At 45.8% G+C, this 17,318-nt stretch carries 31 protein-coding genes and 1 pseudogene; 24 read left to right on the forward strand and 8 right to left on the reverse strand.

Annotated elements, in window-relative coordinates; all coding sequences use genetic code 11:
• The first annotated feature begins 93 nt into the window (after positions 1–93).
• The 8 genes from D9738_RS11160 (at position 94) to D9738_RS11195 (ending at position 4,799) form a co-directional block, all read left to right on the forward strand.
• Positions 94–648, forward strand: a complete 555-nt coding sequence (locus tag D9738_RS11160) for a recombinase family protein (protein WP_001199266.1) — start codon at positions 94–96, stop codon at positions 646–648.
• Between the two features lie 181 nt (positions 649–829).
• Positions 830–1,810 (forward strand): plasmid replication initiator RepA, encoded by a 981-nt coding sequence (repA, locus tag D9738_RS11165; protein WP_240780582.1) that lies wholly within the window; start codon positions 830–832, stop codon positions 1,808–1,810.
• Positions 1,811–2,453: 643 nt separating this feature from the next.
• Entirely contained in the window at positions 2,454–2,741 is a 288-nt protein-coding gene (locus D9738_RS11170; protein WP_000356589.1) for a hypothetical protein, read from the forward strand.
• Between the two features lie 23 nt (positions 2,742–2,764).
• Positions 2,765–3,028, forward strand: coding sequence for a hypothetical protein (locus tag D9738_RS11175; RefSeq protein WP_000424604.1), 264 nt, complete (start codon positions 2,765–2,767; stop codon positions 3,026–3,028).
• A 244-nt stretch (positions 3,029–3,272) separates the two neighbouring features.
• Entirely contained in the window at positions 3,273–3,620 is a 348-nt protein-coding gene (locus D9738_RS11180) for a type II toxin-antitoxin system RelE/ParE family toxin (RefSeq protein WP_000269912.1), read from the forward strand.
• Complete coding sequence (locus D9738_RS11185) at positions 3,620–3,919, forward strand: helix-turn-helix domain-containing protein (protein ID WP_001259435.1); 300 nt, start codon at positions 3,620–3,622, stop codon at positions 3,917–3,919. The genes D9738_RS11180 and D9738_RS11185 overlap by 1 nt, the downstream gene beginning before the upstream one ends.
• Positions 3,920–4,082: 163 nt before the next feature.
• Positions 4,083–4,463 carry a hypothetical protein gene (locus D9738_RS11190; protein ID WP_130260198.1) on the forward strand — a complete coding sequence of 127 codons (381 nt, stop codon included), beginning with the start codon at positions 4,083–4,085 and terminating at the stop codon, positions 4,461–4,463.
• A 63-nt stretch (positions 4,464–4,526) separates the two neighbouring features.
• Positions 4,527–4,799 carry a helix-turn-helix domain-containing protein gene (locus tag D9738_RS11195; protein WP_000148348.1) on the forward strand — a complete coding sequence of 91 codons (273 nt, stop codon included), beginning with the start codon at positions 4,527–4,529 and terminating at the stop codon, positions 4,797–4,799.
• Between the two features lie 809 nt (positions 4,800–5,608).
• Here D9738_RS11195 and D9738_RS25080 read toward each other — a convergent pair.
• The 3 genes and pseudogenes from D9738_RS25080 to D9738_RS11210 form a co-directional block, all read right to left on the reverse strand.
• Positions 5,609–6,325 (reverse strand): Rha family transcriptional regulator, encoded by a 717-nt coding sequence (locus tag D9738_RS25080; RefSeq protein ID WP_265326995.1) that lies wholly within the window; start codon positions 6,323–6,325, stop codon positions 5,609–5,611.
• Positions 6,326–6,403: 78 nt separating this feature from the next.
• Positions 6,404–6,760, reverse strand: a pseudogene (locus D9738_RS25085) (ORF6N domain-containing protein); the annotation flags it as partial.
• Positions 6,757–6,948 (reverse strand): hypothetical protein, encoded by a 192-nt coding sequence (locus tag D9738_RS11210; RefSeq protein ID WP_000183351.1) that lies wholly within the window; start codon positions 6,946–6,948, stop codon positions 6,757–6,759. The pseudogene D9738_RS25085 and the gene D9738_RS11210, both read right to left, overlap by 4 nt.
• A gap of 449 nt (positions 6,949–7,397) precedes the next feature.
• On the opposite strand from D9738_RS11210, the gene D9738_RS11215 reads away from it, so the two are divergent.
• The gene (locus D9738_RS11215; RefSeq protein ID WP_240780583.1) at positions 7,398–7,937 is read left to right on the forward strand and encodes a helix-turn-helix transcriptional regulator; all 540 of its coding nucleotides are present in this window, start codon (positions 7,398–7,400) and stop codon (positions 7,935–7,937) included.
• 598 nt (positions 7,938–8,535) lie between these two features.
• Here D9738_RS11215 and D9738_RS24750 read toward each other — a convergent pair.
• From D9738_RS24750 to D9738_RS11235, 5 genes are all read right to left on the reverse strand, one after another.
• Complete coding sequence (locus D9738_RS24750; protein ID WP_165383330.1) at positions 8,536–8,685, reverse strand: hypothetical protein; 150 nt, start codon at positions 8,683–8,685, stop codon at positions 8,536–8,538.
• Between the two features lie 62 nt (positions 8,686–8,747).
• Entirely contained in the window at positions 8,748–8,996 is a 249-nt protein-coding gene (locus tag D9738_RS11220; protein WP_000730008.1) for a hypothetical protein, read from the reverse strand.
• Positions 8,997–9,039: 43 nt separating this feature from the next.
• The gene (locus tag D9738_RS11225; RefSeq protein WP_000156167.1) at positions 9,040–9,693 is read right to left on the reverse strand and encodes a ParA family protein; all 654 of its coding nucleotides are present in this window, start codon (positions 9,691–9,693) and stop codon (positions 9,040–9,042) included.
• A 211-nt stretch (positions 9,694–9,904) separates the two neighbouring features.
• Positions 9,905–10,216 (reverse strand): hypothetical protein, encoded by a 312-nt coding sequence (locus D9738_RS11230; RefSeq protein ID WP_240780584.1) that lies wholly within the window; start codon positions 10,214–10,216, stop codon positions 9,905–9,907.
• A gap of 92 nt (positions 10,217–10,308) precedes the next feature.
• Positions 10,309–10,965 carry a helix-turn-helix domain-containing protein gene (locus tag D9738_RS11235; protein ID WP_021543140.1) on the reverse strand — a complete coding sequence of 219 codons (657 nt, stop codon included), beginning with the start codon at positions 10,963–10,965 and terminating at the stop codon, positions 10,309–10,311.
• Between the two features lie 173 nt (positions 10,966–11,138).
• On the opposite strand from D9738_RS11235, the gene D9738_RS11240 reads away from it, so the two are divergent.
• The 15 genes from D9738_RS11240 (at position 11,139) to D9738_RS11310 (ending at position 17,317) form a co-directional block, all read left to right on the forward strand.
• The gene (locus D9738_RS11240; RefSeq protein ID WP_000143880.1) at positions 11,139–11,633 is read left to right on the forward strand and encodes a hypothetical protein; all 495 of its coding nucleotides are present in this window, start codon (positions 11,139–11,141) and stop codon (positions 11,631–11,633) included.
• Complete coding sequence (locus D9738_RS11245; protein ID WP_130260200.1) at positions 11,630–12,145, forward strand: hypothetical protein; 516 nt, start codon at positions 11,630–11,632, stop codon at positions 12,143–12,145. Before D9738_RS11240 ends, D9738_RS11245 begins: the two co-directional genes overlap by 4 nt.
• The gene (locus tag D9738_RS11250) at positions 12,142–12,375 is read left to right on the forward strand and encodes a hypothetical protein (protein ID WP_000017467.1); all 234 of its coding nucleotides are present in this window, start codon (positions 12,142–12,144) and stop codon (positions 12,373–12,375) included. The genes D9738_RS11245 and D9738_RS11250 overlap by 4 nt, the downstream gene beginning before the upstream one ends.
• Positions 12,375–12,779 carry a Ref family recombination enhancement nuclease gene (locus tag D9738_RS11255; protein ID WP_001014473.1) on the forward strand — a complete coding sequence of 135 codons (405 nt, stop codon included), beginning with the start codon at positions 12,375–12,377 and terminating at the stop codon, positions 12,777–12,779. The genes D9738_RS11250 and D9738_RS11255 overlap by 1 nt, the downstream gene beginning before the upstream one ends.
• Entirely contained in the window at positions 12,776–13,108 is a 333-nt protein-coding gene (locus D9738_RS11260) for a DUF1064 domain-containing protein (RefSeq protein WP_001270825.1), read from the forward strand. Before D9738_RS11255 ends, D9738_RS11260 begins: the two co-directional genes overlap by 4 nt.
• Positions 13,109–13,111: 3 nt before the next feature.
• Entirely contained in the window at positions 13,112–13,489 is a 378-nt protein-coding gene (locus D9738_RS11265) for a hypothetical protein (RefSeq protein WP_001250512.1), read from the forward strand.
• A 169-nt stretch (positions 13,490–13,658) separates the two neighbouring features.
• The gene (locus D9738_RS11270; protein WP_024227027.1) at positions 13,659–14,726 is read left to right on the forward strand and encodes a DUF3560 domain-containing protein; all 1,068 of its coding nucleotides are present in this window, start codon (positions 13,659–13,661) and stop codon (positions 14,724–14,726) included.
• A gap of 77 nt (positions 14,727–14,803) precedes the next feature.
• Positions 14,804–15,085 carry a hypothetical protein gene (locus tag D9738_RS11275; RefSeq protein ID WP_000823235.1) on the forward strand — a complete coding sequence of 94 codons (282 nt, stop codon included), beginning with the start codon at positions 14,804–14,806 and terminating at the stop codon, positions 15,083–15,085.
• Complete coding sequence (locus D9738_RS11280) at positions 15,082–15,447, forward strand: hypothetical protein (RefSeq protein ID WP_000023819.1); 366 nt, start codon at positions 15,082–15,084, stop codon at positions 15,445–15,447. The genes D9738_RS11275 and D9738_RS11280 overlap by 4 nt, the downstream gene beginning before the upstream one ends.
• Positions 15,444–15,698, forward strand: a complete 255-nt coding sequence (locus D9738_RS25090) for a hypothetical protein (RefSeq protein ID WP_089570214.1) — start codon at positions 15,444–15,446, stop codon at positions 15,696–15,698. Before D9738_RS11280 ends, D9738_RS25090 begins: the two co-directional genes overlap by 4 nt.
• Complete coding sequence (locus tag D9738_RS11290; protein ID WP_089570215.1) at positions 15,691–16,227, forward strand: hypothetical protein; 537 nt, start codon at positions 15,691–15,693, stop codon at positions 16,225–16,227. The genes D9738_RS25090 and D9738_RS11290 overlap by 8 nt, the downstream gene beginning before the upstream one ends.
• 1 nt (position 16,228) lies before the next feature.
• Complete coding sequence (locus D9738_RS11295) at positions 16,229–16,588, forward strand: hypothetical protein (protein WP_032206196.1); 360 nt, start codon at positions 16,229–16,231, stop codon at positions 16,586–16,588.
• A 45-nt stretch (positions 16,589–16,633) separates the two neighbouring features.
• Positions 16,634–16,846, forward strand: a complete 213-nt coding sequence (locus D9738_RS11300) for a hypothetical protein (RefSeq protein ID WP_045133281.1) — start codon at positions 16,634–16,636, stop codon at positions 16,844–16,846.
• Positions 16,847–16,908: 62 nt separating this feature from the next.
• A complete protein-coding gene (locus D9738_RS11305; protein ID WP_045133282.1) occupies positions 16,909–17,097 on the forward strand; it encodes a hypothetical protein in 189 nt (62 codons plus the stop codon).
• A 1-nt stretch (position 17,098) separates the two neighbouring features.
• A complete protein-coding gene (locus D9738_RS11310; protein WP_045133283.1) occupies positions 17,099–17,317 on the forward strand; it encodes a DUF4014 family protein in 219 nt (72 codons plus the stop codon).
• Position 17,318: the final 1 nt, after the last annotated feature.

Here is a 17,318-nt window from a genome sequence, read left to right on the forward strand (position 1 = left end):
CGTTTCCTGTAAACCGAGGTTTTTGCGAATTGCCTCTGTGTCGTCTGAACGATATTTTTTCCCGCTTTTAGCAACAATCGCGGTTTAGAAAGTATGCAATATGGTTATGCGAGGGTGTCAACTTTTGACCAGAATTTGGAATTACAACTGGAGGCGCTCAGGAGTTCAGGATGTGACCGGATTTTTGAAGATAAAATATCCGGTGCTAAATCAAAACGACCAGGACTTGATAAGCTACTGAAGGTGTTACGACCGGGCGATACGGTTATTGTCTGGAAGCTGGACCGAATGGGGCGTTCTCTGATTCATCTTGTTGATTTACTTAACCATTTTTTATCAAACAACATTGAGTTTATTTCGATTACGGAAGGGATAAAAATTAGCACTTCAATTGGCCGCTTTGCCTACACGATGCTGAGTGCAGTCGCAGAGATGGAGCGGGAAAATATGATTGAAAGAACGCGTGCAGGATTGGCGGTGGCAAGGGCTAACGGCAGGATAGGAGGACGCCGCTCAAAGCTGGCACCAGAGCAATGGGAACAGATCGGAAGGCTTATTGCGAATGGTGTTTCACGTAAGCGGATAGCGATTATCTTCGATGTTACCTTATCCACGCTTTACCGCAGGTTTCCGGCTGGGAATCATTGACTGGAGTTAGGCCAGTAGTATGATGCTCGCAAAACGAGATCCAATTTAGATCCTTTTACTGGTGGATTATCGTTCGATCAGTGAGAGACTTCGTGCATGACCGAAAGTGTTGTGGTAGAGTTCTCTTAAAACCACGTAACGTGGTTATGATTGTGGGTGTCTGGTTGGAAACTGACCAGATATGGAAACAAAAAGCCCGCAGATAAATCTGCGGGCTTCTTGCGACATCCACGGAAAAACCAACAAAAATATCCATGGGCGCCTCGACAACTCCCATTATACGTTGGTTTTCCGTGGACGCAAGAGCGAACATATGGATAGACCAATGCCGTCTCTACGTTCAGCTTACGTTTGTAATTTGTCGCCGGAGTTCCAGCCTCCAAAGCACCATACGCACAAGCTGCCGCTGGTGTTATCTGATGCTTTACAGCGCATTAATGGGCGTGATCTTACGTGTGAGGTTGCGTTCTACGTTAATCAACCGTCAGAGCGGAAGCGCCGGATAAACGAGCATCGTCGTCGGGCGATTAATGCTGTGATCGCTGCGATTTTGCACCATGTAAACATCATTTCTAAGCGGGTTCTGGCTAGTGCTGAGGCGTTGGCTGATTTTTGCGGCCTGTCTACCGTATCCGAAGCAGGGAACAAGTCTATAACGCGCTGTACAAGGGCGTTGTCGCAACTGAAAGCGTTAGGTTTTATTGATTATGAACGTCGCTGGGATCGGGTGAATAAACAGTATTGGCCAGCGAAAATAGAGATTCGTGATCAACTGCTGGAAACCGTTGGTATTACTGAACAAGCATGGAGACGTGCGGTTAGCCAGAAACTTAATTACTTCAATGCGAAGAATAGCGAACGGCTTAAAAAAGCGATAACGGAGGCTGATTATAAGCGTATTGTTATTCAGGAGCAGATGGAGAATGTATGGCGTCAGAGGAAGACGGCCAGAGAGATAAAGGCAAAACAGAAAGCAGCGGAGAGAGCTGCGCGTCTTGTTCGGGAAAAGGGAGAGGCCGAACTTCGTCATCAAATCACTAGAGAGGTTAGCCAGGAATTTGCTGATGGCATGTATCCTGGAGCTGACCTTGCATATTTACGATCCCTCGTTGAGCAGCGTTATAACAGGTTAAGAAAGACCTGGAAATCACTCCAACATTAACCCACCTGAATGATGAATCCGGTTTTACCGGAGGATTATCTACGTCGCAATAAAATATCTGTTCAAAAAACAATCTAAATTAATTTTCTCTAAACCTGAACACAGCAAAAATATCGCCTTTACAGGCATCGGCTAATAAAGTTATCCACAGTTTTGATATGTATATGCAAATGGTTTTTTATAATAGATGCACTAAACAAATAAATGCAAAATCACTTTCTTTTATTAAAACTTTCTTTATTTAACTTACGCAGGCTTTGCCTGTGAATATGTTCGCCCTTGCAGCGAGCCAAAGCTCGCGCCGGTTCGAGTCGCTACGCTCAAATATACCTCCTCCGGCACTTGCCGGAGGCATGGAGCAGCCTGATCATCCTTTTCGAAACGGCGCGTTTCGAACTATACAAAATCAATTTATATAAGGCCGAAATAAGGCCTACGGCCGGGCTTTGCAGGAAGAAGGGGCGAGCCTTATCAATAAACGTCGATAAATACGCACACTGTAGCCATCAGAACGCGATAAAACGTAAGAAACATCATTTCCTATTAGACATAGAAAACTTGTCTTATACGCAATGTAGTAAATTTCTATTGCCACATAGGAAAAGATTTCCTACCATCGTAGATATAATAAATGGAGATGGTTATGGATAAAGATACTGTTTTAAAAATGTTGAATCCGGCTTGTTTAAAAAAAGCGGATGAATGGGAATCTCCTACATGTGGAGAAGTTCGGGCAGTCATTGGCCTGACCGGAATGAGCGGCTCGCAGTTGGCCAAAAAACTTGGCTTAAAAGATAGTCGCAATGTTCGCAACTGGCAGATGTTAAAGGAGTCCACATCCAGATCCAGCATTCCGTATGCAGCCTGGGCGCTGCTGTGCTACTTCGCTGGGTTAGGGTTAATCTTCATTGATAACAAAACAGATGTTTGAAACATGCAAATATGAGGTTTGTTATGGAACTTGTACGCAAAACACGCAAAGAGTTCTTGGACCTGTATCGCATGGGCGCTTTCACTTGTGTTGTGGCTACCCAGGACGAAGTGACAAAAAGCTGGCGGCTTTTTGCTCTCAATAAAAAAGGGATTGCCGTTTTCATTGAAAAAGCCCGTGGTGGTATCCGCGAATGGGCGGGATTGAATTATGTGGCTGATTTTTGCGCAGCTATGGGGATTCGGCGCTGGGAAGTCCATATGCCAGGAGTAAAGTCACAAAAATAGGGCTTTCGCGTCGAAAATAAGGCGAAACTGAAAACGAGATTTCATTAACAAATAAGCAACATAAAAAACGGTGGAAAACGCCCAGGAAAACATGATCTTTTGAGCGGATTTTTTAGATCCGACAACGAACGGTGATCCGGTGGTGCCGATAACGTCCATTATGTTAAATAGCCCCGTTTTTCTTGAAATTATAACCTACGGGTTATATAGTTAGTGATATAAACTACAGGTTATAGGATTGAGCATGTGGACGGTACTTTTTAGCCAGCGATTTGACGACTGGCTAAATGAGCAAGAAGACGCTCTTCAGGAAAAGGTTTTGGCTGATTTGAAAAAGCTACAGGTTTACGGACCTGAGTTACCCAGGCCATATGCCGATACCGTAAAAGGTTCTCGGTACAAAAATATGAAAGAGCTTCGCGTTCAGTTTTCTGGCCGTCCGATAAGAGCCTTTTATGCGTTCGATCCGATTCGCCGGGCCATCGTTCTTTGTGCAGGAGACAAAAGTAACGATAAGCGGTTTTATGAAAAACTGGTGCGTATAGCTGAGGATGAGTTTGCAGCACATCTGAACACACTGGAGAGCAAGTAATGAGAACATTAGATGAGGCGATTGCCAGCCGTTCACCTGAAAGCCAGGCGCGAATTAAAGAAATGGCAGATGAGATGATTCTTGAGGTCGGCTTGCAGATGATGCGTGAAGAACTCCAGTTATCACAAAAACAGGTTGCTGAGGCGATGGGTATAAGCCAGCCAGCAGTAACAAAGCTGGAGCAGCGCGGAAATGATTTAAAGCTGGCGACATTAAAGCGTTACGTTGAAGCTATGGGAGGCAAATTAAGCCTGGATGTTGAGCTTCCCACAGGAAAACGAATAGCGTTTAACATCTGATCAGAACGAATGATAAGCCCCTGTTGCAAAGGGGCTTTTTTGTGCTTATAGAATTATATAATTATATATTTATATAAAAAGTGCTTTACAGGTGGGAAAAAATTTCCTATGGTTATACCCGAAACCGAGCGATACCCGCCCTGGTTAAACCGGAGATAACCCGATGAGCATGATTAAAATCCGCAAAAACGCTTTCCTTAAAATTCAAACTATCCTGGCTGGTTCTGTTGGCGTGATTTGCCGTTCTTCTTCAAGCCGCATCGATGACGGCTACGATGATGAGTATCGTGTGTCCTCGTGCGATGAGGCTTTAACCTGGCTGAAGGAGAATCAGGAACGTGCCCAGGTATATCTGGAAACAGAGAACGGCAATCAGATGTTGCGTATTAGCGGCCGTTATGGATTTGAAACTACATTCATTGCCTATTTTAATCAGGCTTACTTTGACAAGGAGCTGGCCTGGTACACTGATCGCATGATCAAAAGCGAGCCAGCCCCGATTACACCGCCGAACAATAAACCATTTTTATTCCTCGTTAAGTAAACACAATACGCAAAGTGTCATTTTGACACTTTGCGAGTGTTAATATTGTGCGAGGAGAATGCTATGACGGGTTATGAATTGAAATTATGGCGTCGTGGGATGAACTGGACGCAGGAGCGAGCCGCCGAAGAATTTGGGATATCGTTGGCTACATATAAGCGATATGAGAAGGGGGAGCCGCCGAGGGTCATTGAGATGGCCATTCGCGTTCTGTCGTTTGACGATATGGTGAAGGATCTTTCACACCTTGATAAAGACGCGATTCTGTTAAGGCTGCAAACCCTTGTATGGGAAAAGGTTAAAGTGTCGTCAGAATTGGAACAAGGGATCAAATGATCCTTTACGGATCGTTTTATGGTGGTGTAATGTAAGCGCCAGAAAGACAAAAACCGCCTTGCCGGGCGGTTTTCAGTCTGAAATTTAAATCTTGCTTGGTAGGCTGGATTTAAAAAGACACCTCTTGATTGGGGCGGCTTTCTTGCGTCTAAAGATAATCAAATCTTTTTGCGCCTGCAACCCCTTTTTTACTGGTGCCCATTTCAGACTCACGCTCGCGTCGTTGTCTTTGCCACTTCGTTGGGTTCGGTGTTTTTGGGCGAAGTGGCGCGCGGGTATGCGTACAAGGGGAAAGTGTGCTGACGCAAGCCAGGAACAGCGATCTAAACTAAGTCGAGTCTGAGAAAGGCAGGAGTGCGACAACTCGCCTGTGCTCTATGAGCAGAAGAAGGTATATCAGACGACCAATGGCATGATTGTGGGCCACAGGGCGCACACGGCGGCGAAGCATTGGAAACGATGTGGAGCTATCTGGTGGCATGAGTTCCGGTACTCGATCTCGAGCTTTTTTTGATGCTTTTGAGAAGGGGCCGGAACTCCGGTAAAGGGCACCCTGTATGGGGGGAGGGGGGGTTGTGTCTGAAGGGTGGTTATCGGTTATGGTGGAATTATGATGCGTAGAAAAGCGAGTTTGCTGCAAGCTATTGGGTCCATTATTTCTTTGTTTCCGGCAGTTGATCATTTTCGTCATATGGCGACACGTTCGAGTATGGGCTTGGCGCGTGACGCTGACGCTATTCGAAAGGATTTTCAGAAAGTCTCTGGCGTTGATAAGAGAGAAAAGAGTAAGGGGCCGTAGCCCCTTGTAGTTATGGTCTGCTTTTCTGTGCCAGCTTATCAGCACATGTTTTTATCAGATCCTGTAGTGTCCTGGCTGGCAGGTTTGCATCCAGAACGCTGAGTATGCTGTTGTGATCAGCTTGGTCGACTACTTTGCCTGTCGGTGGTAGTAGCTTGAGCTGAGGATTCAGGTTTTCGTCAAAGCTGATAAGTGCTCTGGCGTTTCTGAGCAGATCAAGAAGTAAGGCTGATATCACATTTTCCTGAGTCATTGCTGGCAGATTTAGCGCCGCTTTGGTTTTCCCTGTTGCCTTGTCAAACTCCTTGATTAGTTCCTTTCTGTAGTTCGGTTCCGTTAATAGCCGATTATGCTCTGTTGCCGCGCGGATAATCGTTTTTTCCTGGTACAGTCGTTTAGCCAGATCGCGCTCGTACTGTGTTTTTAACACGCTGCTGATAGCGTTAAAGGCTTCAATGTAGGCCAGCTTGATATCTTTCACGCCTGGACCGTCGATGCTCTCCATGAGCAAGGTAAATCCGTCTTTTGTCATGCGATAGATTGTTATTTCGCGGTCGCTTCCTTCCAGCGGTCGTTGCTCTTTAAAGAAGTGACGCGCCGCAGCCGTGCGAGGAATGCGTAGCGCATCGATGGCCATAACGATGGAATTGTTTGTGGTGCTGAATGCCTGGGCAACATCGGCTGAGGTTGTGAGTGGCTCGTTGTTGCACACTTTAATGTAAAACATCGGTTTGGCGTTGAGCGTATCGACAACCTCACGAGCATTGTTTGGCGAGACGGTTACGGTCGCGGCCGTTTGCGCGTTCTGGCTGAAATAGCAGTCTTCCAGCCGTTCGAATACATCCCACGCCTGATCGGTTTCGAGCATTTTAGCGTGACGTGCAGCCCCGCGTTCTGTCCAGAGGATGAGAGAGCGAGTTTTGGGGGAAATTTGCACCTCATTTTGTGACTCGTTTAAAACTAGTCGCAAATTTTTGAGTTCATCACCAACAGCTTTAAAGAAGTGCTTCCCCTCAATGAACCGAGTTTTATTTTCATGGTGATTTTGCTGTATACGGATTGCTTCTGTTCCATAAAGGCGGGCGAGTAGCTCAGTTGTGATTACTGGAATCTGATTATGCAGGATAGGCTGTAGGGTGTTAACGATCGGAAGCGTTTTCATTTTGCACCTCCCATAACAACTTTGGTTACGAGGGAGATTTTTGCGTCAGAAACAGCGTTATCGTTGCTGGCGATGCGCATAGCTTCGCGCTCGATGATTTCAGCCAGGCGGAATTTATCGGCGTATGAGGCTTTCTTGAGAAGGATCTTTACGAGGTTGACGTAATAGTCATGGGGTAGGTTTGTCATTGTGATGATTCCCTTAAAGGTTAAGGATACTCACCACCGTCAGGTTCCAATCATTGGGTGGTGAGACGTGCAGGGTTGGAACTACCGGACACAATGACGAACCGGCGAGTCTTACGACTCCCCCGCACGCCCCACCATAATTTGGGTGTAGCAGTGCTTTACGCATAAAAAAACCGCTAACGCGGTATGCGCCATTGTGTCTACGGGGTTCCAATCCCGGCCGTAGATTTTGCTACGGCTCGGAAAGTGTCCACCAATGGCGCATTCATGTCAATACGGCGGGATTTTAACAGACTAAACCACATAGTGTGGGTTTGAATGCGGGGCTTTTAATTTTCTTGATATGCTAAAAACGGGAATGTATAGTTCCTGTAAGGAATCAATTAGTCCTGAGTTATGATGTTTTGTTAAAGTCGGGAACAAGAAAAAATTCAGTATGGGGATAAAAAATGATTGAACTGTCAAAAAACTCATGTTTTTCAACCATTCACCTAATGATCATAAAAGAACTTAGGCTAGAAAGAGGTGTGCATCAAGGAGTACTGGCTCAAGCTGCTGGAAAAACACCAAACGCATGGACAAAGATAGAGAACGGGCAGTCTATATTAACAGTTGACGCCCTTTTTGGTGCTTTCACAGCCCTTAATATTACTCCAGTGAATTTCATGTCATTGGTAGAAAATCTTATTCCCGAATTTAACCGTTATGGTTACTTCTTTTTCCCTGGAACAATCAGTCAGGACGAGGATAACCTTTTACCTCTGATGCTGCGTTACTTTAATAGCAAGGGGTTTGAAGCATTGAGAAATAGGCCATTAGAAAGAGTTAGCATTAGCTCAATGGGATTCTCATTTGGGGGCGGCATCCCTGTTACTCCAACTGCTGTAATGTATTGTTGCGATGAAGCATATAGAAATTGGGTCGATAACGGTGCTGATGTGGATAATCGAGATTATCTGGAGTCATCAACAGGTCGTGGACTGTTTTAATGAGTGAAGAAACAAAAAAACCGTCCTTTTGAGGACGGTTCTTTCGTGCTGATCGGATTCGCGGTCCTTTCAGCATTACGTTGTTGTATAAACAACCACGCAAGCACAAGCAGCAAGTTGATTTTACCCAAAAGGTAATAATAGTCCACTATTATGCTTCAAAAAATTGTGGTTCTTGTTGTGTCTGCAAACTCACAGATTGTGGGTAGGTTACTGATTTTGTGAAAATAAACTGGTTTTTTCGTTTAATTTATTTCCTATTACTAATCTTAAAATAATCGTAAAATACCTGTGGACCTTCCCGCCGATTCGCACCCGGGCACCGACTTTAGGGGAGGATTTCCTGTTGCCGTACATGCAAGCACAAGCAGCCGTGCTTGCTCTCGCGTTGTTTTCGTCGGTGGGGATGCCGTGAAACGGCCTGTAAGGGCCATACAATGAAAAAATACTGTATGTGTATTTTTATCGTTGTTACTGGGGCTTTGTTTACGCCACATGGGGAGGGTTGGAAGATTACTGATAACGCTCTGAATGTGACGATAAACATTAGCAGCAAGTAGCGATTAGGCCCCTTCGGGGGCCTTTTTTATGGTTGAATTTAAACGCTGGAGCGCATTAAGCCTTTCAGAACTGCTTCACGTACCCATTCTGGCCTGGTGGATAGCAGGGCAAATAAGCGACCAGCTTGCAGCCGTTTGAGGTCGGTTAGACGAGTTTTCAGTAACCGTGTATATTGTTTCTCGGACATAACAAATTCCCCTTGTTGTGTCGCGACGGCCAACAGTTGGCGCTGGAGGCCGTCACCTTCTCTTACTTCTGGTTGTATTGAGCCTTGAGTAACTCAAAAGACTTTGTCAGCACTTCTTTCAATGACATATCCATTGAGCTGGCGAACGTTTTGTACTCGCGTTTAAATTCAGGGTCGACGTTAAACGCCATTTGTGCCCCACCTGATTTGGTTCTGGTTGGCGTTTCAGTCGGGTCGAAAACCTGCGGTTGTTCGATCGATGGCGGTACGCCTTTGCTGTTCTTCTTTGGTGGTTTTGATGGTGCGGCCATGTGTATCCCCTCTTATATAAATCTATAAAACTATAATTATATATTACGCGGCAGTAGTCAGAGCCTCAAGCTGGTTGATAATCCCCTGAATAACGTCGTCTGCCTTTTTGCGTGGCGCAACGTATGAGCACTCAATGAGGCTTAAGCCCTTATCCTGAGCTTTGCTCAGAGCTGGCTTGTGGGGAATGTACTTATCGACAACAAAGTATGGCGTATTAGCCAGGTACTCTTGGGCTTCGATGTAGTCAGCTTCGTTTTCAGCCGCGCCGGAAAACACCATGCAAATTTTCTTGATTGGTACGCCCTTTTTAACGATGCCGTGAGCAGTGTTAACGGTGGTTTCAAGGTCATCGGTAGAGAATCGGGTTGGCAAAATAACCATATCCAGAAATTCAGATAGCTTCGGTACTGATTCAGATGCGTAGGCACCGCCATCAACGATAACCAGGTCGTATACTTCTGATTCGATGATTTTCTGGACTTGTGATGGCGTGCCGCACGGCTGCGCCGCGATTGCAGGTTCGATATTGTTGGCCATTCTGCGTTGTACCCAACGCGTTACCGTTCCGTTAAGCACATCCATATCGATCAGGCATACATTCCAGCCAGCCTTTGCATAAGCAACTGCTAAAGCACGGGCAATGGTTGATTTGGTTACGCCGCCTTTTCCGTTGAAAATACCTACAGATATAGTCATTTGTCGAGACTCCATGTGTTTGATTATATAATTCTATAAATCTATATTTATAGAATGAGGTAAGCATAACCAACTTTTGAGCGGATGAAAAGCACTTTATATAATTATATAAATCTATAATATTTAAGCGGGCTGGCGCCCGCTTGCAGTCAGAGGTCAGCTATTGTTGATATCAGTTGATTTGCTAGCTGTCGCTGTTTACGTGAGAGGGTTAGAGCAGCTTCTGAGCGGTCGCTAAGAGGGGGTTTTCATCGAGAATCATGAGGCATACAGAAATAATAGCCCTGTTATATGCCATCAATGGCTGGCACAGCTTCGATACCGCTGGCACATCGTATTGTAAGGCCGTTTTGAGGCAGACTTTTTGTTCTGATGCCAGATGAAGGATAGATTCTATCCAGTCGATATCTTTCTCATTATCAATGATTTGGCATAACATACACTCAATCGCTATGTTCAACGCTTGGATTTCGATTCCAGCAGTGATCAGAGTTTCGTTTTTATTGGCTGTATGTAATTCCATGCGTAGCCTCTTGTATACTTTCACATGTTGTCAAAACCACAAAATGTGGTTTTTTTGAGCGTAGAAATGCACGGCTTTCGCCGTGCTGTGTATCATAACCAGTTGACAACACTAACTACGCGGCCCAGAACTTTATAACGCTTAAATTCCTCGTTATTCAGATGCTTAGTGTTCATTTCAGCATCCCTTTCGGTTGACAGCATAACAGCATTGTCACCCGGTATGACTCTACAGTGCCTCAAAACAACCAGGCCATTTCTGTCTTCAAGGGCATAGATCCCCTCATGAATCTCTGTATCGTCTGTATCAATCAGGACTTGGGAGCCAGGGGATATTGTTGGTGACATTAACTCATCGTTGCTCTGGAGAACTGACAGAGACGATGGGTTGATGTTCTTGCTTCGTAGAATCTCCTGTTCTATCGCCAGCACTGGCTTTTCTCCGGCGTGCGATGCTATGTCATTTTTTATAGCTACAAGCCCAGGAATAACAGGAGCGTTAGTATTCTGGGGTGGGAACGGGTTATCTGTTAAGCACGCGATATAAGGCGCTGATGCTTTCAGGGCGTGAGCGATTTTCTTGATGGCAGGTATAGATGGTTGTCTTAATCCGGCCTCATAGTTCTGCAAGGTGCTTAAGCCTATTCCAGTGACTTGCTGGAGATCTCCGGCAGTCATGCCGGATTGTTTCCGTAGAGTCTGAATGCGCAGACCTATTTCTTTCTTGATGTTCTCGTCGTTGCTTTTCATGTCTCATCAATCGTGAATGGTGGGTTATTTATACATTACCACATTTAGTGGTTTTCACGCGGTAAGACGAGATGTGGACCACAAATAGAAGGCTATTTTTTGTTTCGCCCATTGAAAAACTCACGATATGTGGTTTTAATACCACATATCGTGGTTTAACTGGAGTTCGTTAAATGACCTTTCAGGAGTGGGTTGACGAAAATGGAGGCCAAATTGGTGTTGCCAGAAAGTTTGGCTTTACGTCATCACTGATTGGTGCCTGGTATCGCTTCGAGAGATTCCCTCGTGCGGATAACCTGACGCTGCTGGTGGCGTATTCGGAAGGCCGGATTAACGTCCAGCAATGGGCGGCAGATTTTGCCGAACGTCAGCGCCAGCGTAGCGATGGCACATCGGTTCGGCAGAACAAGATCAAAGGGAATCTCCCTGTTAACTGCTTATCAAGGCTGAAAGCGGTTTTCTCTGAGCTGGGGATGCCTGCGGAGCGTTGCAATCTACGCGGTCCGCGATTCATTGCTCGCTGGAAACACTCACACGTAACCGTTTCAGAGGTTCGTGATGCGATTGCCGTGCTGGAGTTTAAGAATAAAGATTCCAGCGATATCGAGCTGATTCATAAGGAGATTAGCAACGCCCGGCGTTCAGCACTTGGGAGGCTTGAGGAATGATGATTCTGGCCTTCTTTGGTGATAATCACCAGATTCAATCGCAGGTGGTGCACTACCTTGATCAAACGATTAAGGGATTTGTTATCGATCATATTGATAACGATAGTAAACGTCTATCTGTAGAGCAGAAAATTGGACGTGTGCAGCGACTGGTTGCCAGCCGTAACAGACGTGACACCGTAACAGTCGTCACGGGGATAACGGAGGTCATGGAGTACCAGATGTTGCTGCATCGTGGAGCTGTTTTCTGCGTTCTTCCTGGCATTCTGCCAGCAATTCTTGCTCGTGGTTTTGTCCCTATTGATGAGTCGTTTTTATATGTAACCCCAAGCCGTTCTCTTCTGGATACGGAGGCGAAGCGTCGCATTTATATGCTGCCGGACGAGGCATTTTCTGAATGTTACCGCCGTGAAATGAGGTTGGGTAAACGAGATGTGTCTGTTTCTCGTAATGGCAGGTTTTTAAGCAGCCGCACGGTGAAAAGCACCAGAAATGACGGGGGCCATCAATGAGTGGTTATGTTCGCGGTGCTGCGATGCATTGCCAGAATCCCCAATTCTGGCGCTTTCTGACCAGTAAAACAGGGAAGAACATTTCAAACAGTTCTGAGGCCTCTGTGATTCTGCGTGAGTTTTGCGGGATCTCATCCCGTAAAGAGCTGGCAAAGAACTACGCGGCCAGAAGCATGTATGTCCAGTTAATCAACGAGTTCAACCTCTTTATCAATGGTAAGGGGCGCTGATGAACGGACGTACACCAACGAAGAAAGAGAAACTTTATATACAAGCGGTGCTCACTCACGTGGGTTGCATAGCTTGCATTATTGATGGCCGTGAAATTGAGAATCCAGAGCTGTGGACGGAGCTACATCACGATCCTGATTACGGCAGCGTTGATGAGAATTGCCACTTCCATAGCTTTGGGTTGTGCGCACCACATCATCGCGGTGTTGTGCCTGGTGGTGGGCGCGTGCCTCCGCATATTGCCGTTCGTCACCCTCCCCTGAGTAATTGTGCTCGCTTTGTTGAGCGTTATGGCACCGATGAATTTTTGTGTGCGCAGACGTGGGAGCTGTTACCGCAGTCAGTTAAAGACGAAATTGGGTTTGATCTTAGTCTTGGTGAAGTACCAGGGGATACCAAATGAGATATACCGGCTTTCGCAAACCAGCGACCAGGAAAAGCAAATACGGCAATAAAAAAACTGTTGTCGATGATATCGCTTTTGATAGCAAAAAAGAGGCTGATTACTACTGCGAACTGAAGCTACTGAGAAAAGCTGGCCGCGTTGTGACGTTTCTTATGCAGGTGCCTTTTCATCTGCCAGGTGGTGTCGTTTATAAACTTGATTTCATGGTGTTTTATGACGATGGGACGATTGATTGTGTCGACACTAAAGGTGTGCGAACAGACGTCTACATCATGAAGAAAAAGCAGGTAGAGGCGCTTTATCCCGTCACGATACGGGAGATCTGAACAGTGAGACGCGATCTGGATAGCTTGTTTGAGCTATGGGCGCTGTGGGTGCGCAATGGCTGCAACGCCCGTAGCGGTTTCGCGTCGATGTTAGAAATGATGATGGTTACGCGTTGCCAGTTTACCGGAGGGGGCGGCGCACCAAATGACTCACTGGAAACCAGTATCGAGGGAGCGGTGACGGCCCTCACGGTAGTTGATGAGACTGCGGCGCTGGTTGTCCGAATTGAATACGGGGCGTGGGAGATTCGGGGCCTCGACATAAATGCACCGCATATTGATAAAGCCCACGCCCTTTCTCTTAGTCTCAGACAGTATCGCCGGAAGCTGGCAAAAGCCAGGGCGTATGTTGTCGACTATTTGAAAAAGCGAAGAGAGTAAAAGTGTCATTTTGAGCTGTTTTGATGGTGTGTAGACATCGGGAACATCGAAAATCTATAAATATATAATTATATATTTATATAAAAAGTGCTTTACAGGTAGGAAAAAATTTCCTAAGGTTATACCCGAAACCGAGCGATACCCGCCCTGGTTAAACCGGAGAAATCTGATGAATAAACAAGTAATTATTTCTGACTGGATCAACAACCCTAACAGCCTGTTAAGCACTGATACTGGCTACCTATTACGCCATGTTAATGGTCGTATGGTCAAAAGCGATGAGCACGAAACCTTTTTCTTTGTTGAAGACGATGGGCGCATCTATGAGGATGGTTACTCTTATGAAGCCCAAACTGGTTGTATCCCTGCGGAGCTGGTGGACGTAACAGAAGATCTGCGCAAAGCATGGCTTGAACAGCAGCAGCGCGGAGATGATTACGTAAACACCTATCAGGAACGCCAGAACGCGCGTCTTGCCCGATATATTGCTCGTGCAGAAAAAGCCAGAAAAGAAGGTGCGGTAGCGCATAAGCGAGCGCATGACCTGTTGGATGTGATCCCGTTAGGCCAGCCGATTTTAGTTGACCATTATAGCGCGAAAGGCCATCGCCGCCGTTTGTCTAAAGCTGATGCGTTATTCAGAAAAGCGTTTGTTGAATGCGAAAGTAAAGCATCACACTACGAGAGCAAAGCCGCAGGTGTTGGTCGTAATGGAATTTCGTCTGATGATCCTGATGCGCTATTTAAGTTGCTTCGTAAGCTGCAAGGCTGCATGAAGTCACACGTCAAAATGAAGGCCGCAAATAAGGCCATTCGCAAATACAAAAAAGACCAATTACAGCAGCTTTCTGCATTAATCGATCTCAGGTTTACAGAAAGCGAAGCCAAAGAGTTACTGGCCGGAGATTTCTGTGGGCGCATCGGATTCCCTTCATACGCACTGAGCAACAATAACGCCGAAATCAAACGACTACAGAGCCGTATTAAGGAGCTTGAATCGGTCAAGTCTGTAACAGGAGCACAGCGCGAAGAATACGACGGCTTTTCTATGGAGATAGATCCAGAGGATAACCGCATCCTGTTTTATTTCCCTGGCAAACCAGAGGCAAACATTCGTTCGCTGCTTAAATCACGCGCCTTTAAGTGGAGTCCAACCCGTAATGCATGGGTTCGCAAGATTACTCCAAACGCCCTGGCTGATGCCCGATATCTGAAAGAATCGCTATTGAAAGCCTGACAGTAAGCCTACGGCGGGATGTCTCCCGCCGTATATAGAATTATATATTTATATAAATGTATAAGGACGCCTCGACAATGAAACGCAAAATTATTAACCCCCAAGATGTGATTAATTTCCTGACCGATCACCCATGTTCAAAAGTGGACGTAATCGCGGAGCACATTGGTGTGTCGCAGAACTCTATGCGTTGCAGACTGAGAAGCATGGTTGCCGAAGGACAGATAACAACCAGGAAAATAAATGGTTGCCTGTACTACTCCGCTAAACCGGAATTGCCATTTGGCATGAATCCTAACTCCATGTTGTTTAACACCTTATTAGCCAAAGTTAAGCCGTTGAGAGGGGCTGTGGCATGAGCATCAAAACCCATACCGGAATAATCATCACCATTGATGGTGAGAAAAAAGTGAAGTTACGCGAAACGCCGACAACCTGGTGTGTTGGTCCGAAAGAAACATATCGCAAGGAAGATGGGCGCCGTTGTGGGTCGCCACTTTCCAGCCGTCGCCTCCTTTTGAGCACGATAAAACCTATCGGGCAGGTTGAGCAACCAACGACTCCGGTAACGAAGATTTCAGACAAGAGTCTGGCAAACCTGATCGCTGATGCGGACAAGGTGCTGGAGCGAAATACCCCCGTTGCAGATGAGGAATGGTGGCAGGATTTCCGAGCCGCAATGCTAGAGCTTCAGGAACGTCGTCGGGAGGAGTTGAAGTGAGTGGATCAAATTGTCGAATTAATGGCAATCGAATAGAGCCGTGTGCTGCATTGGCAAAGTCTCTTGAGCGTGATGCTGAATGCTCAGTAAGAAAAGGCTTACTGCTATACAAAATCTGGAATGAGAGTTTAACCCGTGGACCTGATTTGGTGATGTTGCGTTCCGGTGAGTTTTCTAAATCACCGATTCGAGTTTCATTTTGCCCGTTCTGTGGTGAAAGTCTGAAAACGTGGGAGGAAACCAATGAGTGACCAATGGCGACCAGAAATTTGTCCGATAACCGGACGTGCATTTTTCATGTGGATTGAGCATCCAACATTGGGAAATGTGCCGACATATGGTGGCCCATTAGATAGTTACACCATTCCAACAAAGGACGGTGACGGTGAGTTTTCATGTGAGCGTTACGATCATGATTTTGGCGGTTGGGTAGAAAGCGAATGTCTTGGGTTATATCTGATTGATGATAGAGAACAATGCAGGGTCTACGAACTGGAGGAACGCATTGCAGAACTGGAAGCACGGGAAATAAAACCAGCCAAAGGTGAAGTTCTTGTCGTTGTATCTGGTTTTACTGGTTGCGGAAAAAGCGCCATCGCCGGGGAAATAGAAATCGCGATGAAGGCTATTGGTGTACCGGTTCAGTGGACTAATGGTGATGCAGAAAAGCGCATGACCGGCGCTGACTGGCTGACAGCAATTGAGATGTACAAACCAACTGTGCGCATTGTGGAAGTTAATGTGCCACGCGTCGCTGGCGTTCGCATCAAAGGAGAGTGACGTGGAAATAAAACCAGAAGATGAGTTAAGTAATATTGTTTTATTTCCGGTAAAAGAGGATGACCCACGTAATCAGGTTAATTTTCTTTATGAGCCATCGGAAAGACCATACTGCCATCACGCTTCTGTCCGGGTTGACGAAAAAGAGCGTCAGGTCCGCTGCAAAATCTGTGGTGCAGTTGTGGAGCCGTTTGACTGGATGCTCTCTGTGGCTAAAAGAGAAACCAGACTGGCAGATGATGTAAGGCTATTGCGCCAGGAGGAACAGGAAAGGCGAAAAAATATAGAAAAGCTAATTCAGATTGAGCGTAACGCGAAAGCGCGGATACGCAGGGCAACAAAAGCCAGAACTGAATATTAAATCAGCACTGTAAATAAAATTTAATCCTTAACCGGAGGTATATCTATGTTAAATACACAGAAAACCATTAACGCGGAAAAATATAACGAGTGGGTAAAAAAATTCTCTGAGCAGATTTTTAAGATTACTGGTGACGAGAATGTAGCAAAAAATGAATTAGAGCCGTGGACACCTGAAGGAACCGACCCAAATTATTGCTGGTGGGAGGTTGATCCGGTTGATGCTGCAAATGAAGCCATGAGTTACCACAACGATTAATGTCGGGATGCCGCCCGAAAGGGCGGTAATAAAAATGGCTGAACTAATCGGAGAACAAAACGATGAAAAACCGTAAAGCAAAAATTCTTTTGACCTGTAGAAATGCTCGCGGCATCCAGCAATGGTTAAAACTCAGTAACCGCAGAATGGGGCTGTTCACAAATACGGCTGATATTGTGATGTGTTCACTTAACAAGCCCAGCGCGGCGCAAAACCGCTGGAAAAACCACTTGCGCACTAAAGGAGAGTGATGTGCCAACATTATTCAGGAAAAATTATCCGCGAAGAAGCAGAACGATAGAATTTCTGTTTTTCATTGTGTTTATCGTGTTGCTGATACCGATATCCCCGTTAATCCTGGTCTGGGTAATCGGAAAATTAGTTGAACCAGTTATTGAGTTATATACCGACGTGACATCGGAGCCATTCAACGCACTGCACAGTAAAATTAATCCATATAAGGAAAACTGAA

The sequence above is a fragment of the Escherichia sp. E10V5 genome (genome assembly GCF_004212315.1).
Lineage (GTDB): Bacteria > Pseudomonadota > Gammaproteobacteria > Enterobacterales > Enterobacteriaceae > Escherichia.

What these genes read in the sequence shown, in the direction of transcription:
- D9738_RS11160 (WP_001199266.1), top strand. Translation starts at nt 94, where the DNA reads ATGCAATATGGTTATGCGAGGGTGTCAACTTTTGACCAGAATTTGGAA.
- repA (WP_240780582.1), top strand. Translation starts at nt 830, where the DNA reads ATGGAAACAAAAAGCCCGCAGATAAATCTGCGGGCTTCTTGCGACATC.
- D9738_RS11170 (WP_000356589.1), top strand. Translation starts at nt 2,454, where the DNA reads ATGGATAAAGATACTGTTTTAAAAATGTTGAATCCGGCTTGTTTAAAA.
- D9738_RS11175 (WP_000424604.1), top strand. Translation starts at nt 2,765, where the DNA reads ATGGAACTTGTACGCAAAACACGCAAAGAGTTCTTGGACCTGTATCGC.
- D9738_RS11180 (WP_000269912.1), top strand. Translation starts at nt 3,273, where the DNA reads ATGTGGACGGTACTTTTTAGCCAGCGATTTGACGACTGGCTAAATGAG.
- D9738_RS11185 (WP_001259435.1), top strand. Translation starts at nt 3,620, where the DNA reads ATGAGAACATTAGATGAGGCGATTGCCAGCCGTTCACCTGAAAGCCAG.
- D9738_RS11190 (WP_130260198.1), top strand. Translation starts at nt 4,083, where the DNA reads ATGAGCATGATTAAAATCCGCAAAAACGCTTTCCTTAAAATTCAAACT.
- D9738_RS11195 (WP_000148348.1), top strand. Translation starts at nt 4,527, where the DNA reads ATGACGGGTTATGAATTGAAATTATGGCGTCGTGGGATGAACTGGACG.
- D9738_RS25080 (WP_265326995.1), bottom strand. Translation starts at nt 6,325, where the DNA reads ATGTTTTACATTAAAGTGTGCAACAACGAGCCACTCACAACCTCAGCC.
- D9738_RS11210 (WP_000183351.1), bottom strand. Translation starts at nt 6,948, where the DNA reads ATGACAAACCTACCCCATGACTATTACGTCAACCTCGTAAAGATCCTT.
- D9738_RS11215 (WP_240780583.1), top strand. Translation starts at nt 7,398, where the DNA reads ATGATTGAACTGTCAAAAAACTCATGTTTTTCAACCATTCACCTAATG.
- D9738_RS24750 (WP_165383330.1), bottom strand. Translation starts at nt 8,685, where the DNA reads ATGTCCGAGAAACAATATACACGGTTACTGAAAACTCGTCTAACCGAC.
- D9738_RS11220 (WP_000730008.1), bottom strand. Translation starts at nt 8,996, where the DNA reads ATGGCCGCACCATCAAAACCACCAAAGAAGAACAGCAAAGGCGTACCG.
- D9738_RS11225 (WP_000156167.1), bottom strand. Translation starts at nt 9,693, where the DNA reads ATGACTATATCTGTAGGTATTTTCAACGGAAAAGGCGGCGTAACCAAA.
- D9738_RS11230 (WP_240780584.1), bottom strand. Translation starts at nt 10,216, where the DNA reads ATGGAATTACATACAGCCAATAAAAACGAAACTCTGATCACTGCTGGA.
- D9738_RS11235 (WP_021543140.1), bottom strand. Translation starts at nt 10,965, where the DNA reads ATGAAAAGCAACGACGAGAACATCAAGAAAGAAATAGGTCTGCGCATT.
- D9738_RS11240 (WP_000143880.1), top strand. Translation starts at nt 11,139, where the DNA reads ATGACCTTTCAGGAGTGGGTTGACGAAAATGGAGGCCAAATTGGTGTT.
- D9738_RS11245 (WP_130260200.1), top strand. Translation starts at nt 11,630, where the DNA reads ATGATGATTCTGGCCTTCTTTGGTGATAATCACCAGATTCAATCGCAG.
- D9738_RS11250 (WP_000017467.1), top strand. Translation starts at nt 12,142, where the DNA reads ATGAGTGGTTATGTTCGCGGTGCTGCGATGCATTGCCAGAATCCCCAA.
- D9738_RS11255 (WP_001014473.1), top strand. Translation starts at nt 12,375, where the DNA reads ATGAACGGACGTACACCAACGAAGAAAGAGAAACTTTATATACAAGCG.
- D9738_RS11260 (WP_001270825.1), top strand. Translation starts at nt 12,776, where the DNA reads ATGAGATATACCGGCTTTCGCAAACCAGCGACCAGGAAAAGCAAATAC.
- D9738_RS11270 (WP_024227027.1), top strand. Translation starts at nt 13,659, where the DNA reads ATGAATAAACAAGTAATTATTTCTGACTGGATCAACAACCCTAACAGC.
- D9738_RS11275 (WP_000823235.1), top strand. Translation starts at nt 14,804, where the DNA reads ATGAAACGCAAAATTATTAACCCCCAAGATGTGATTAATTTCCTGACC.
- D9738_RS11280 (WP_000023819.1), top strand. Translation starts at nt 15,082, where the DNA reads ATGAGCATCAAAACCCATACCGGAATAATCATCACCATTGATGGTGAG.
- D9738_RS11290 (WP_089570215.1), top strand. Translation starts at nt 15,691, where the DNA reads ATGAGTGACCAATGGCGACCAGAAATTTGTCCGATAACCGGACGTGCA.
- D9738_RS11300 (WP_045133281.1), top strand. Translation starts at nt 16,634, where the DNA reads ATGTTAAATACACAGAAAACCATTAACGCGGAAAAATATAACGAGTGG.
- D9738_RS11305 (WP_045133282.1), top strand. Translation starts at nt 16,909, where the DNA reads ATGAAAAACCGTAAAGCAAAAATTCTTTTGACCTGTAGAAATGCTCGC.